The 12,677-nt window shown below is 52.8% G+C and carries 13 protein-coding genes; 8 read left to right on the forward strand and 5 right to left on the reverse strand.

Annotated features, from left to right (window positions below; genetic code table 11):
- The first annotated feature begins 109 nt into the window (after positions 1-109).
- Positions 110-601 carry a phosphohistidine phosphatase SixA gene (gene sixA / locus ABC502_RS06925; protein WP_330086304.1) on the forward strand — a complete coding sequence of 164 codons (492 nt, stop codon included), beginning with the start codon at positions 110-112 and terminating at the stop codon, positions 599-601.
- A gap of 21 nt (positions 602-622) precedes the next feature.
- On the opposite strand, the gene smrB is transcribed toward sixA, so the two are convergent.
- Entirely contained in the window at positions 623-1,186 is a 564-nt protein-coding gene (gene smrB, locus ABC502_RS06930; RefSeq protein WP_345915348.1) for an endonuclease SmrB, read from the reverse strand.
- Positions 1,187-1,260: 74 nt separating this feature from the next.
- Here smrB and prmB point away from each other — a divergent pair, with 74 nt between their 5' ends.
- Genes prmB through ABC502_RS06945 form a run of 3 tightly spaced genes read left to right on the forward strand, consistent with a single transcriptional unit; the run spans position 1,261 to position 4,535 of the window.
- Positions 1,261-2,229, forward strand: coding sequence for a 50S ribosomal protein L3 N(5)-glutamine methyltransferase (prmB, locus tag ABC502_RS06935; protein ID WP_330086306.1), 969 nt, complete (start codon positions 1,261-1,263; stop codon positions 2,227-2,229).
- Positions 2,230-3,348: a chorismate synthase gene (gene aroC / locus ABC502_RS06940; protein WP_330086307.1), complete on the forward strand. Its 1,119-nt coding sequence runs from the start codon at positions 2,230-2,232 to the stop codon at positions 3,346-3,348. It abuts the gene before it with no gap.
- Positions 3,345-4,535, forward strand: coding sequence for an MFS transporter (locus ABC502_RS06945; RefSeq protein WP_345915349.1), 1,191 nt, complete (start codon positions 3,345-3,347; stop codon positions 4,533-4,535). Before aroC ends, ABC502_RS06945 begins: the two co-directional genes overlap by 4 nt.
- Here the strand turns inward: ABC502_RS06945 and ABC502_RS06950 are convergent.
- From ABC502_RS06950 to ABC502_RS06960, 3 genes are all read right to left on the reverse strand, one after another.
- Positions 4,512-5,195, reverse strand: a complete 684-nt coding sequence (locus ABC502_RS06950) for a TorF family putative porin (protein ID WP_345915350.1) — start codon at positions 5,193-5,195, stop codon at positions 4,512-4,514. The two genes, ABC502_RS06945 and ABC502_RS06950, sit on opposite strands and share 24 nt — an antisense overlap.
- Before the next feature lie 19 nt (positions 5,196-5,214).
- Positions 5,215-7,332 carry a methyl-accepting chemotaxis protein gene (locus ABC502_RS06955; RefSeq protein WP_330086310.1) on the reverse strand — a complete coding sequence of 706 codons (2,118 nt, stop codon included), beginning with the start codon at positions 7,330-7,332 and terminating at the stop codon, positions 5,215-5,217.
- A gap of 92 nt (positions 7,333-7,424) precedes the next feature.
- Positions 7,425-8,840, reverse strand: a complete 1,416-nt coding sequence (locus ABC502_RS06960) for an aldehyde dehydrogenase family protein (RefSeq protein ID WP_345915351.1) — start codon at positions 8,838-8,840, stop codon at positions 7,425-7,427.
- Between the two features lie 132 nt (positions 8,841-8,972).
- Between ABC502_RS06960 and ABC502_RS06965 the strand changes: the two genes are divergently transcribed.
- The 3 genes from ABC502_RS06965 (at position 8,973) to ABC502_RS06975 (ending at position 11,067) form a co-directional block, all read left to right on the forward strand.
- Positions 8,973-10,097, forward strand: coding sequence for an ATP-NAD kinase family protein (locus ABC502_RS06965; RefSeq protein WP_330086312.1), 1,125 nt, complete (start codon positions 8,973-8,975; stop codon positions 10,095-10,097).
- Positions 10,094-10,375 (forward strand): YfcL family protein, encoded by a 282-nt coding sequence (locus ABC502_RS06970; protein ID WP_330086313.1) that lies wholly within the window; start codon positions 10,094-10,096, stop codon positions 10,373-10,375. Before ABC502_RS06965 ends, ABC502_RS06970 begins: the two co-directional genes overlap by 4 nt.
- A gap of 71 nt (positions 10,376-10,446) precedes the next feature.
- Entirely contained in the window at positions 10,447-11,067 is a 621-nt protein-coding gene (locus tag ABC502_RS06975) for an FKBP-type peptidyl-prolyl cis-trans isomerase (protein ID WP_330086314.1), read from the forward strand.
- Positions 11,068-11,116: 49 nt separating this feature from the next.
- Here ABC502_RS06975 and dsbB read toward each other — a convergent pair whose 3' ends face one another.
- Positions 11,117-11,656 carry a disulfide bond formation protein DsbB gene (dsbB, locus tag ABC502_RS06980; protein ID WP_330086315.1) on the reverse strand — a complete coding sequence of 180 codons (540 nt, stop codon included), beginning with the start codon at positions 11,654-11,656 and terminating at the stop codon, positions 11,117-11,119.
- A gap of 174 nt (positions 11,657-11,830) precedes the next feature.
- On the opposite strand from dsbB, the gene fadR reads away from it, so the two are divergent.
- The gene (fadR, locus tag ABC502_RS06985; RefSeq protein WP_330086316.1) at positions 11,831-12,547 is read left to right on the forward strand and encodes a fatty acid metabolism transcriptional regulator FadR; all 717 of its coding nucleotides are present in this window, start codon (positions 11,831-11,833) and stop codon (positions 12,545-12,547) included.
- The last annotated feature ends 130 nt before the right edge of the window (positions 12,548-12,677 follow it).

The following is a 12,677-nucleotide window of genomic DNA, read 5'->3' on the forward strand; positions in this document are numbered from 1 at the left end:
AGTTATGACTTAATAACAGTTACTCATTGCTGTTTCTTTCTTTATCATAGCGCACAATTTTTGGCCTGGTGTATCCAGGGCGTGACATTTCGGTAGTAGGTGACATGGTATGGTCAACTTGGTCATTATGCGTCATGGTGAGGCTGAAGCATTGCAGAGTACGGATGCTGAGCGTCAACTGACGGTGAAAGGAATCACAGAAGCAAACCAAATGGCTGGCTGGTTACAGCTGCACTTTCCTGCATTTGATCGGATCATCTGCAGCCCTTATACACGCGCCTGTCAGACGGCGCAGCTGGTGTTGCAAAAACAGGCAGCAAAGGGTTGCGAGCTTGAGTTGCTATCCGATCTGGTGCCCGATGGGGATCCACAACAGGTCCAGCTTTATCTGGATGCTTTATGGGCGGCTCAACCTGAGCTGCGTATCCTGCTGGTATCCCATATGCCATTGGTAAGCTTTTTGGTGCAAACCTTTAGTTATAGCGGCCAGGCTCCGATATTTGCGACCGCAGGGGTTGCCTGTTTGCACTATGAACCAGAGAAAACCGGCCAACTGTTGGAAACGGCATCCCCATTTGAACTCAACCTGCTGCCGGTGTGATTGCCAGCCTTCCGGGAAGGGCTAAGCGGGGTTATCACTGTCCTTGGCTGCCACTGAGCCTTTTGCCAAACGGAGCAAGACCAACAAGGCGCCATCACGCCCCCAACTGCGTGGCGCCGTGTGAAACGCCCGTACATTCGGATGCTGAATTAGCCAATTGGGCACTTTCCGCGCTAAAATCCCCAGCCCTTTTCCATGCACAATACAGGCGCAGTGCAGCTGTTGTAGCTCACACCAGTGCAGCAGTGATGCCAGCTCAAGCTTGGCTTGCTGCTGTGTCATACCATGCAAATCCAGAGTGACCTGTGGCTGGATTTGACCACGCTTTAAAGCTCTGGTTAGTAGCGCATCCTCTTCGGGAGCAGCATAGCTTTGCGTGCCACCGGTACTGACATAGCCTTCGTATTGATCAGAGAAATAAAACAGCGCCTGCTCCTTTGCAGGAAGCCGGGCTTTTGCTTTAGTTTTTGCAGCAACCGGAGTAGAATGATGCCACTTTTTATCCTGCACCAAGGGTGAGGTATCCGCGACAAGCTCGCGAAAAAGCTGGCTTTCTTCCGGGCTGATTTGATTCTTTCTGGGCATGGTGCAAGTGTAATGAAACTAGCCGGGTAACACAAACCACATCCGTTGCCGGCAGCATTTAAAACTGGATTGTTATGACCACAGATACAGCGCAACCTCTTGCTTCTGCCTTATTTGAGCCGCTTTTGATTGAGGATGCTCTTCAGCAACTGCACAGCGTCCAGGACTGGTTGCGCTATGCCGTCAGTAAAATGCATCAGGGGCAGGTCTTTTTGGGGCACGGTACCGATAATCCCTGGGATGAAGCTGCCAATTTGATGGCCGCCGTGCTGTTTTTGCCGCCGATCACCGATGAGCACTTGTTTCAGGCTCGTTTGACCATGCAAGAGCGGCAAGCCTTTATGGCATTGCTGCAGCAACGGATTGAACAACGCATTCCAGCCGCTTACCTGACCCAGCAGGCTTATTTTGCCGGTTTGCCATTTTATGTCGATGAGCGGGTGTTGGTGCCTCGCTCACCGATTGCTGAACTTATCCTGCAAGGTTTTGCGCAACAGCTGGTCGGTCATCAGCCTGCACGAATTCTGGATCTATGTACCGGCTCTGGTTGCATTGCCATTGCCTGTGCCTACCAGTTTCCGCAAGCGGAAGTTGATGCAGTGGATATTAGTCCGGATGCGCTGTCTGTGGCAGAAATCAATATTGCGGAGCACCAGTTGGAGCATCGGGTATTTCCACTGCTATCGGATGTCTTTTCAGGCCTGGCTGGCCAGCAGTACGACTTGATTGTGACCAATCCACCTTACGTCGATGCCGAAGATATGGCCGATTTACCCGCAGAATTTTTGCATGAACCCGAGCTCGGCCTGGCTTCTGGTGCCGATGGTCTGGAACTAACCCGGCAAATTTTACGACAGGCGGCAGAACACCTGACTGAGCAGGGCGTGTTGGTGTGTGAAGTAGGCAACAGCATGGTGGCGCTGCAGGCCTTGCTGCCGGATGTTGGCTTGCAGTGGCTGGAGTTTGAGCAGGGCGGAACCGGGGTGTTTTCCATTGACAAGGCAGAGCTGGTGCGCTGCCAACAACAACTGAAGGAGTTTTAAATGGCAGGCAATAGTATCGGCCAGTTGTTTCGGGTGACTACCTTCGGGGAAAGTCATGGCCCAGCCATTGGCGGTATTGTCGATGGCTGCCCTCCCGGGTTGCACATCACCGCAGAAGAGTTGCAACAGGACCTGGACCGGCGCAAGCCCGGTACTTCTCGCTACACCACTGCGAGGCGGGAAGCGGATGAAGTCAAAATTTTATCCGGTGTGTTTGAAGGCATCAGTACCGGTTGTTCCATTGGTTTGTTGATTGAAAACACCGATCAGCGCTCGCAGGATTACTCCAAAATCAAAGATGTGTTCCGGCCGGGCCATGCCGATTACACTTACTGGCATAAGTTTGGCATTCGTGATTACCGCGGTGGTGGTCGTTCTTCCGCCCGTGAAACGGCTATTCGGGTTGCTGCCGGCGCCATCGCTAAAAAATACCTGAAAGAAAAATTTGGCATGGAAATCCGCGGTTATCTGGCCCAACTGGGCCCGGTTGCAGTAGACCCGGTCGTGATGCAGAAAGCCCATTGGGATGAAGTGAACAACAATCCTTTCTTTTGCCCGGATCCTGGCAAACTGGAGGCACTCGATGCCTACATGCGTGAGCTGAAAAAAGCAGGCGATTCGGTCGGTGCCCGGGTCAATGTAGTGGCAAGCCGGGTACCTGTAGGGCTTGGTGAGCCGGTATTTGACCGGCTTGATGCCGATATTGCCCATGCCATGATGAGCATCAATGCGGTAAAAGCGGTAGAAATTGGCGATGGCTTTGCGGTGGTGGAGCAAAATGGCTCGACCCACCGCGATGAGTTAACCCCGCAGGGCTTCAGCGCCAATCATGCCGGTGGTGTGCTGGGGGGCATTAGCAGTGGCCAGGATATCCGGGTGAGTATTGCCCTAAAGCCTACTTCCAGTATCAGCATCCCCGGTCAAAGCATCAATGTGGCAGGTGAGCCGGTCGAGATGTTGACCAAAGGCCGGCACGATCCCTGTGTCGGCATCCGTGCTGTGCCGATAGCCGAAGCCATGCTCGCCATAGTGTTGATGGATCACCTGCTACGGCATCGGGCGCAGAACCCGGATGTGGTTTGTCACACACCGGATATTGCCCGCCTGCAAGACGAATGAGCCGACTGCCAGTACAGCATGCCGTGCCAGCCTTAGTGCTGGCTTACTTTGCTTACTACGGGGTGCTCGGTATCTTCATTCCTTATCTGGGGCTTTTTCTCGATGGCCGCGGTTTAAGCTCGTACGATATCGGTGTCTTGCTGGCGCTGGTCACTGCTACCCGTATTGTTGGCCCAAGTCTCTGGGCTGCGGTAGCTGAGCAGCAGGGACGGCCACTGCGTATTATGCGACTTGGTGCAGTGCTTGCCACGCTCGGCTGGCTTAGTAGCTTCTTCGATCAGGGTTTTTGGCTGTTGTTGCTGGGTTTTAGTATCTTCAGCTTTTTTTGGACTGCCATCCTGCCGCAACTGGAAGTCACTACCTTTCATTTTTTGAACGACAACACCAGCCGTTATAGCCGCATTCGCAGCAGTGGGAGTGTTGGCTACATTGTACTGGTGCTGGTGGGTGGGGTTTTGTTGCAAAGCTTTGGGACCGAAGCGCTGCCTTATGGTGCAGCTTTACTGATGTTGCTTTTGATTGGCAGTTTATTTTTATTGCCTGAGCTGACAGCGCCCACCGAAAGCAGCACCGAGAAAAAGGGGTTTGGCCGCTTATTAACTCAGCCGGTGTTTCTCTGCTTTATGGGCGCAGCTTTTATTTTGCAGATGAGCTTTGCCCCTTTTTATGGCTTTTTCACTCTCTATGCCAGGGATTTAGGCTACAGCGGCATCGCCACCGGGCTTTTTATTAGCCTGGCTGTTTTGGCTGAAATTGTCGCTTTTTTCTGGATGGGGGCTCTATTAAAGCAGCGCAGTTACCGGCTGGTGCTGAGCTGTTGCTATGGCCTGACCATGCTGCGTTGGTTGATGCTGGCTTATCTGGCGCACTCGCCGCTTTGGCTGGGGCTCAGTATGCTACTGCATGCCGGGAGCTTTGCGATTGCGCACAGTTGTGCGATGCAATTTGTGCAGCATTATTTCCCGAAAGCATTGCGCAGCCGTGGTCAGGCTCTTTATGCCGGTGTCATTTTTGGCGGCGGCGGCGCTGTCGGCGCTTATGCTGCCGGTATCTTGTGGCAGGATGGTGTTGGTGCAACCCACACCTTTGTGATTGCAGCAGCTACCGCCGGTATTGCCATGGTGTGTGCCCTTTGCCTGCCGGCTCAGGTGCACGCAGAGCCTCTAGAAAGCGCGGCTGACCGATAACACCAGGGCATCATCGCCCCAACGCTCTTTTAAGGTTGTGGTGTGCAGGCCCGCGCTCAGGATAAAGCCGGCCAGATCGGTGCTTAGTACCAGCTCGGCATGAAAAAAGCCGGATTTTCCTTCCCAATCGTAGCTGTCTTTATCGAAGGAGTGCGAGCGATCCAGGCCAGCCTGTAGTGTCCAGCCTGGGCTGAGCACAAAGCTTCGGGCAATTTTCACCACCAGATGGCCACCACCAAAACCAAAGTAATCGTTGCTGTACCACAACGACAGCTCGTAAGGGTTCCGGTTCAGTATCAGATGCACTTCACGAAAGTTTAGATCGGAGCTGTGACCGCGGCCATGGTAGGTGTATTGGGACAGCCCGACATCCAGACCAACATCGTTAAATTGGTGGTAATAGCCAACATAGCCATCAAACTCGACTTTGGTGCCTTCGCCAAAGTCGACATTCGAGCCCCAGAAACCGGCATAAAAACCGTTACCTGCCTCCCACAGCAAGCCGGGCTGGAAAGCTGGCTTTTTATCTGTTTGACTGACGCCATTGAACAAGTAGTTATTGGTTACAGCCAGATCCAGGCTCCAGTTGGCATGAACACCAACGCTGTAGCTCAGCAGGGTGCTGCCGAGCAAAGCTGAGCAGAGTAGTGTTTTTTTCATACAGACTCCAGTCGGCTGCTCAACATTTAAGTTGATTCAGCCGGTTATCCATTTGTTGGGTAATTGCATCAATAGCATCACTGACATCTTTATTGCGTTGAGCCAATTCTTCCAGCTCTCTGGTGGCATCACCAATGGCAGAAATATTGCGGTTTATTTCATCGCTTACCTGATTTTGTTCTTCGGCGGCGGTGGCTACCTGAAAAGAGTTGTCAGCTATGGCAGTTATATCCCCCGTGGCTGCAGAGAGCTTGTCGTAAGCAACCACAGCTTCGGATAATGTTTGTTCGATACCTGCGGTGTTTTTACTGATCTGTTGCACGGCACCACTTACCTGGTGTTGCAAGTTGGTGATCAACTGTTTGATCTGATCGGTGGAGCTGTGGGTTCGGGCAGCCAGGGTACGAACTTCATCGGCTACCACGGCAAAGCCACGGCCTTGCTCACCGGCCCGGGCGGCTTCGATGGCGGCATTCAGAGCCAATAAGTTGGTTTGCTCCGCAATGGATTGAATGACTTCAATAATCTGGTTAATTTCCTGGCTGCTGCCAGCAACACCTTCAATTTGCGTTTTACTCTGCTCTACCTCTACCGCCAACTGCCTGAACTCATCCAGCGTGGATTGAAATAAGCCATTGGCTTCATTAAGGGCCAGAATAGCGTTCTGAGCACCTTCCGCGGTGCTGCCGGCCAATTGTGCCACTTCATTGGCTGTCGCCGTCATTTCATGCATGGCCGAAACCACATTCTGAATTTCAGCTGCCTGCAGTTGTGTGGCCTGATTGGTGTGTTGGCTGGTATCTACCAGCGTATGGGTTTGCTGTTGCAACTGGGCAGAGAATTGCTGCAAAGCTTTGATCATCAGTGCCAGCTTGGCGGTGAAGGCATTAAAACCATGCGCCATATCCTGCAACTCCTGATGACGGCTACTATCCAGAGTTCGGGTTAAATCACCTTCAGCGCCAGCTAACTCCTGCATCAACAGACTCATTTTAACAATGGGTTTGGTAGCACGAGCCAGCCACAACGACATCAAGCTCACAAAAAACAGCAGCAACCCCAGGCCGGATAGCAGCATACGAGCTGTAGTAGCATTGGCATCTTCTTGCAGCTGGGCCGACAATTCGCGTGCGGTAGCCAACGCAACCTGCTCAGGCACTGCAACCAGGGTATACCAGGTACTGCCAGAGGCTTCGATAGGAATGGGGTAGGCCAGCACCAGTTGATCCTGATACGAAAACAAACCACTGCCTTGCTGCTGTAAAGCGGTGGCTAGGGCAGGATCCAACTGTTGCAGGGATTGCCCCAGTTGGTTGGCAAAACGATTGGAGGCAACCACCAGTTGCTTATCACTTAACAGATACAAATCGGCTTTGCCATCGTACAGCGCGGTAGCCTGATTGAGTAAGGACTCCTGCAAAACAGGTAAGTTAATATCAACACCCGCGACACCACGAAAAGTGCCATTGACCATGACCGGGTACACCAGGGATGTCAGCAACACCTCGTACCCGGGACGGATTTCATACTGATAAGGCTCCATCAGGCAAGGCCGGCCCCGATCACGGCTGCACAAGTACCATTCGGCTTCCCGTATACCAAATTCATTTAAATTGCTCAGGTATTTGTCACTGGCATCGGCGGTGCGGATGAACTCGATACCTGCCTCAGATGCTACCCAGTAAACCTCCAGCGTACCTTGATCGGAGCTGTGTTCAATACCACTGCCCTGGTAGTCGCTGTCCTTGCCATCATAGCCATTGGGCTCGTACTGAGTGTAAATAGAAGACACGCTGGGGTTGGCCAGCAGCAAGTGACTGGCCAATAGTTGTACCTGCTCCCTGCTGTACGGTGTGTTGCCTGAGCCCACAGCGCTATGGCGCATCAGGCTGGCCAGATTCTTTGCAACATCGTAATTGCGGTTCATTACACTGGCTGTATCCAGAGCATTGACTCTGGCTGCATCGGTAAGAATGGTTTCCGCGGTGGCGCGCATTGAAGCGTCCAACCGGTCGATAGCATTTTGATTGCTACTGCGAGTAGATTGCCAGCCAATCAGGGCCATACTGGCAATACTGATCAGCAGCAAAAGGGCCACTCCAAAACTAAGCTGGAAGCGAAGGGAGTTCAACTGCATAGAAAGTTTCCTTACTGGCATCAATATAAGTCATTGACTCATTTAGTTAAGTTCAGTATTTGCTAAAATGCAACTCATTCAGTGAAATACGGCTATTTCCTTTGTAACAACCAGCGCAATCCACTATTCAGCCAGGATTTGTTGTAAGGCGGGTAAATCAACCTGCCCGGATGCCACCAGCCTTTGGCGTGCACTGCTTTGGCATGGCTAAAGGTGGTAAAGCCTTCCGGGCCGTGATAGGCGCCGCTACCCGATGCTCCAATGCCGCCAAAGGGCAGATCATCCTGTGCTACCTGCATCAGGCAGTCATTGACACAAACACCGCCGGAGTGGCTGTGTCTGATGAATTGTTGCTGCAGAGCTTTGTTTGCACTGAACAGATACAAAGCCAAAGGACGGGGCAGAGTGGTCAGTTCTGCAAACACCTGGTCGATGCTGTGAAAGCTTTTCACCGGCAAGATAGGGCCAAATATTTCCTCCAGCCATAGTGCATGCTCTGCGGGCAGATTTAACACCAATTGCAGCGGCAGCAGGCCTGAGCCTTGCTGCAGATAATGCCGCCAGCTGTGCTCAGCGCAACTGATAATAGTGGCTCCGGCTTGTTCGGCTTGTTGCAGCAGCGACTGCATCCGTTGCCGCTGGCGTTCGGTGCAAAGCCAACTGAAATCCTGGTGCAGCCGCTCTTGCGGGTAAAGGCGCTGAAAAGCGCTTGTCAGCGCTTCGAGCAAAGGCTGCTGGATTTTTGCATCCACCCAAAGATAATCCGGTGCGACACAGGTTTGGCCTGCGTTGGCACACTTGCCAAACACCAGACGCTCAGCACTCACATCAAGGTTGGCATCCGCGGCCACGATGGCCGGAGACTTACCACCCAGCTCCAGCGTGACCGGCGTAAGCTGTGCGGCGGCTGCCTGCATCACTTTACGGCCAACAGCGGTGGAGCCGGTAAACAGCAAGTGATCAAAAGGCAGAGCGGCAAAAACAGCGGCTTGCTCTGCATCGCCAGTGAACACTGCGACTTGCCCGATGGGAAAGACGGCCGCCAGCAACTGCTGCAAACACCGGTTGGTGGCAGGCGTGTCTTCCGACAATTTGAGCATCACTCTGTTGCCGGCTGACAACGCTGCTATCAAAGGCCCTATGGTTAGAAACACCGGGTAGTTCCAGGGCACCATAATGCCGACCACCCCTTTGGGTTGGTACTGAATAAAGTTGCGTGCCGGTTGAAACAGCCAACTGGTATGGCGTTTTTGTGGCTTCATCCAGCGCTTTAGTCGCCGGCGATGATAGCTCAGGCTTTGCAGGCAGGGCAGTAACTCGATGCGCAGGCTTTCCTCAGTGCTGCGATGGCCAAAATCCTCCGATAACGCCTGACACAAGGCATCCAGCTGTTCTTTGAGTTGTTGCTCCAACTGACGCAACCAGTTCAGCCTTTCGCGGTAGTCTGGGTAGGGTTTAGCTCGGGCGGTACTCTGTTGCAGGGAAAAAATCTGTGCTAAATCTGGCATGCTAATTATACAAGCAAGGGCAGGATGTCATTACTCTAGGGCAGTTCGGCTGGCAACTCAAGCGCGGCTACTGGGAAAAAACGGCACAAGCGGGTACAATGCGCGCCATTACCGCTATGGGCTGGAGGGGCTATGTCGTCGTTGTTTCGTTTGGGCTTGATTGTCAATCCACTGGCCGGCTTGGGCGGCAGTGTTGGCTTAAAAGGCAGCGATGGTGTGGCAGAGCAAGCGCTGGCGCTCGGTGCGGAGCCGTTAGCCGGTAAGCGCAGCGAAACTGCGCTGAATGAGCTGGTACCCCTGAAAGACAGGCTGCTGATTAAAACCGTGGCGGGCAGTATGGGGCAGCAGTTGGCAGAGCAGCTGGGATTTACCACCAGGGTTTGTTATCAGCCGGCAGCGCAGCCAACCACCGCGGAAGATACCGAAGCTGCTGCAAGGGCCTTGGTCGACGATGGCATCGATTTGCTGCTGTTTGCTGGTGGCGATGGCACTGCCCGTAATATTTGTGCTGTGCTGCCAGAGCAGGTGACTGCGCTTGGTATTCCGGCCGGCTGCAAAATTCACTCCGGTGTCTATGCCATCAGCCCGACCGCTGCCGGCAAGTTGGTGGCCAGCCTGGTACGGGGTGAACTGGTGTCCATGCGTCAGGCCGATGTGATGGATATTGATGAACAGGCATTTCGTCAGGGCGTGGTGAAAGCACGTCGCTTTGGTGAACTGTCCATTCCCGCGGCCTTGCAGTATGTGCAAAGCGTGAAAATGGGCGGGCGTGAATCCGAAGAGCTGGTGCTGGATGATCTGGCTGCCTGGGTGGTCAGTCAGATGGACGACGATGTGCGTTATGTGATGGGCTCGGGCTCTACGGTGGCTGCGGTGATGGCACAGCTTAGTCTTACCAATACCTTGCTTGGGGTGGATGTGGTTGAAAATGGCCAGGTGATTGCCAGCGATGTGACCGCCAGCCAATTGCTAACCCTGGTTCAGGACCGGCCCAGTAAGCTTATTATTACCTTGATCGGCGGCCAGGGCCATGTGTTTGGCCGTGGCAATCAACAGCTTTCGCCAGCAGTGATCCGGGCGATTGGCCGGGATAATATCTGGCTGATAGCCACCAAAGCCAAACTGCAGCAACTGCAAGGCAGGCCACTGCTGGCCGATACCGGCGATGCCAGACTGGATCATGAGTTGCAGGGGCTGATACCGGTACTGACCGGTTACAATGATTATGTGATGTATCGACTTGGAGACTCAGAATGACGGATAGCAGCAATTTTGTCTCGGCCGTAGCCGATTACTTTGATCAGATGATCCCAACGGCCAGCGACGATGAGCTGTTTGCTGCCGGCTATTTACGCGGGCACTTTGATTTGGCGGTTGGCACCCTGGAGGTGGCAGCACAGCCATTCAATCAGCAGGATGTGATGGTTCAGGTCAGCTCCAGCCTGGAGCAGGCTATTGCCAATGGTGAGCTGAATGCGGACGATCAACAACTGGTTGGCGCGCTTTGGCAGCAATTGCAACGACTGGCGGCCTGACAGCGGACTTCGTTTGCGGTACTATAGCGGTTCTTTGCTGTTACGGCAGCGCCAATTACAAAGTGAGCTTTATGTCTGAACAATACACATCTTTAGAGCAGCATGCCAGCTATGGCATTGGTTTACAAATGGGTCAGCAACTGGCCGATAATCCTTTCGATGGCCTGGATATTTCTGCCGTCGCTGCAGGTTTAACTGCGGCTTTTAAGGGTGAAACCCCAGCTGTATCCGAAGAGTTGATCCGTGCTGCTTTTACCGAGATCAGCCAGCGTATGCAAGCAGCGCAAGCAGAAAAAGCCGGGCAAGCGGCTAAAGCAGGCGAGGATTTCCTGGCTGAAAATGCCAAGCGTGCTGAAGTGACGGTTACCGAGTCCGGACTGCAGTTTGAAGTCTTAAATGCCGGTGCAGGTGATAAGCCAGGTCGTGACTCTACGGTTCGTACCCATTACCACGGTACTCTGATTGATGGTACTGTGTTCGACAGCTCCTATCAGCGCGGCGAGCCAGCTGAGTTTCCGGTATCCGGTGTGATTGCCGGCTGGACCGAAGCCTTGCAGATGATGCCAATTGGGGCTAAGTACCGGTTGTACATCCCGCACGAGCTTGCCTACGGCGAGCGCGGTGCCGGCCACGCGATCCCTCCATTCAGTGCCTTGGTGTTTGATGTCGAGTTGCTGGCAATCGTTGAGTAATTCGTTGCACAAAGTCAGGCGCTCAGGCGCCTGATTTTGTAACAGTGAATCAGCCTTTGTATGGGTTCGTACTCAGCCGGACTGCTTGACTGAGTAACACCAGCACCGCCACCAGCGCATAAGCTACAAAGATCCATTGCATCCAGTCCGCCATCGACGCACCGGCAAATTGCCAGTCAATAGCACCGCAAGGCCCGATTGGGTCAAACATCGCGGGGAACCACTGGTGCAGTGGCATCCACTCAGGAAAGTCAGCGAATAATGCGCAGCTGTAAAAACCGCCATCTGCAATCAACTGTTCGATACCACTAAGCTTTCGTGCTTGTTGCCAACCATAGACGGCTGCTGCCAGCCAACCCAGACCGGCCAAAAGCCGGACCGGCGTACTTGCCGGTGCCAGCAAGCCAAGTAAAGCAGCCAAAAAAATACCAGCCACAGCAGCCCGGATGTAAACACACTGCATGCAAGGCTCCAGGCCCATACCATATTGAAAGTACAGCGCCGCCAGCTGTAATCCGAGCGCGGTTAGCAGCAGTAATAACCAGCTTAGTCGCTGCTTTGAAAATTTTTTCAGCCATGCAAACATCATTCTGGCTCCGGGATAAGTCGAGTTTTGAGGCACTTACTCTATGCGATTGCCGACGATGTTACAACTGCCACGCCAAATGCCCGCCAAATTGGCAGCACCACTTGTTAAGTAGCCGTTCTCTGGTACAATCAGTCGATATTTTATAACGATAACAGCATAAGTGGATCTTTCTGGATGACCAACCTTATCAAAGCACAAAGCCCTGCCGGTTTTGCGGAAGAATACATCGTCGACTCCATCTGGAATGGTAAATTTGCTCCAGGTTCTATTCTACCCGCCGAGCGAGAGTTGTCAGAACTGATAGGCGTCACCAGAACAACGTTACGGGAAGTATTGCAGCGTTTGGCGCGGGATGGCTGGTTGACTATCCAGCATGGCAAGCCAACCAAAGTAAATAACTTCTGGGAGACTTCGGGGTTAAATATTTTGGAAACCCTGGCCCGGCTGGATCAGGATCAAATGCCGGATTTGGTTAATGAGCTACTCTCTGCCCGAACCAATATCAGCGCTATTTATATCCGCGGTGCTATCAAAACTCATCGCGAAGAAGCCATGGCGTCTTTTGGTGGCGCGGATGAATTGCCAGATACTGCTGAAGCTTTTGCTGATTTTGACTACAATTTAAATCATGAATTGGCACTGCACTCCTCCAACCGAATTTATGTGCTAATTTTGAATGGGTTCCGCGGGCTCTATAACAAAATTGCCCGTTTTTACTTTTCTCAGCCAGAAGCCCGGCAACTGGCCCGCAGCTATTATCAGGAGTTACGTGCATACGCTGAAGCGGGCCGTCATGATGAAGTGATCGCTGTAGTCCGTAAGTATGGCTGGGAAAGTGGCAAAATCTGGTCGGGTTTGCGTGCCAGTATTCCCAATGATCTGATGGAATGATGACCTAAGATTTTGGTCTGAACGATGAAAACCGCTGCGGCGGTTTTTTTATTGTCAGTGGTGCAGTAGCCAAGGCTTGTGGAGTCGCGAAAAGGGACGTATCATTAAAAGGAATATCTTATTCTTTTTA

The sequence above is a fragment of the Alkalimonas sp. NCh-2 genome (assembly GCF_039631345.1).
GTDB lineage: Bacteria > Pseudomonadota > Gammaproteobacteria > Enterobacterales > Alteromonadaceae > Alkalimonas > Alkalimonas mucilaginosa.

Bases quoted from the DNA above. Each gene is read 5' to 3' on its own strand.
- sixA (WP_330086304.1), top strand. From the start codon at position 110: ATGGTCAACTTGGTCATTATGCGTCATGGTGAGGCTGAAGCATTGCAG.
- smrB (WP_345915348.1), bottom strand. From the start codon at position 1,186: ATGCCCAGAAAGAATCAAATCAGCCCGGAAGAAAGCCAGCTTTTTCGC.
- prmB (WP_330086306.1), top strand. From the start codon at position 1,261: ATGACCACAGATACAGCGCAACCTCTTGCTTCTGCCTTATTTGAGCCG.
- aroC (WP_330086307.1), top strand. From the start codon at position 2,230: ATGGCAGGCAATAGTATCGGCCAGTTGTTTCGGGTGACTACCTTCGGG.
- ABC502_RS06945 (WP_345915349.1), top strand. From the start codon at position 3,345: ATGAGCCGACTGCCAGTACAGCATGCCGTGCCAGCCTTAGTGCTGGCT.
- ABC502_RS06950 (WP_345915350.1), bottom strand. From the start codon at position 5,195: ATGAAAAAAACACTACTCTGCTCAGCTTTGCTCGGCAGCACCCTGCTG.
- ABC502_RS06955 (WP_330086310.1), bottom strand. From the start codon at position 7,332: ATGCAGTTGAACTCCCTTCGCTTCCAGCTTAGTTTTGGAGTGGCCCTT.
- ABC502_RS06960 (WP_345915351.1), bottom strand. From the start codon at position 8,840: ATGCCAGATTTAGCACAGATTTTTTCCCTGCAACAGAGTACCGCCCGA.
- ABC502_RS06965 (WP_330086312.1), top strand. From the start codon at position 8,973: ATGTCGTCGTTGTTTCGTTTGGGCTTGATTGTCAATCCACTGGCCGGC.
- ABC502_RS06970 (WP_330086313.1), top strand. From the start codon at position 10,094: ATGACGGATAGCAGCAATTTTGTCTCGGCCGTAGCCGATTACTTTGAT.
- ABC502_RS06975 (WP_330086314.1), top strand. From the start codon at position 10,447: ATGTCTGAACAATACACATCTTTAGAGCAGCATGCCAGCTATGGCATT.
- dsbB (WP_330086315.1), bottom strand. From the start codon at position 11,656: ATGATGTTTGCATGGCTGAAAAAATTTTCAAAGCAGCGACTAAGCTGG.
- fadR (WP_330086316.1), top strand. From the start codon at position 11,831: ATGACCAACCTTATCAAAGCACAAAGCCCTGCCGGTTTTGCGGAAGAA.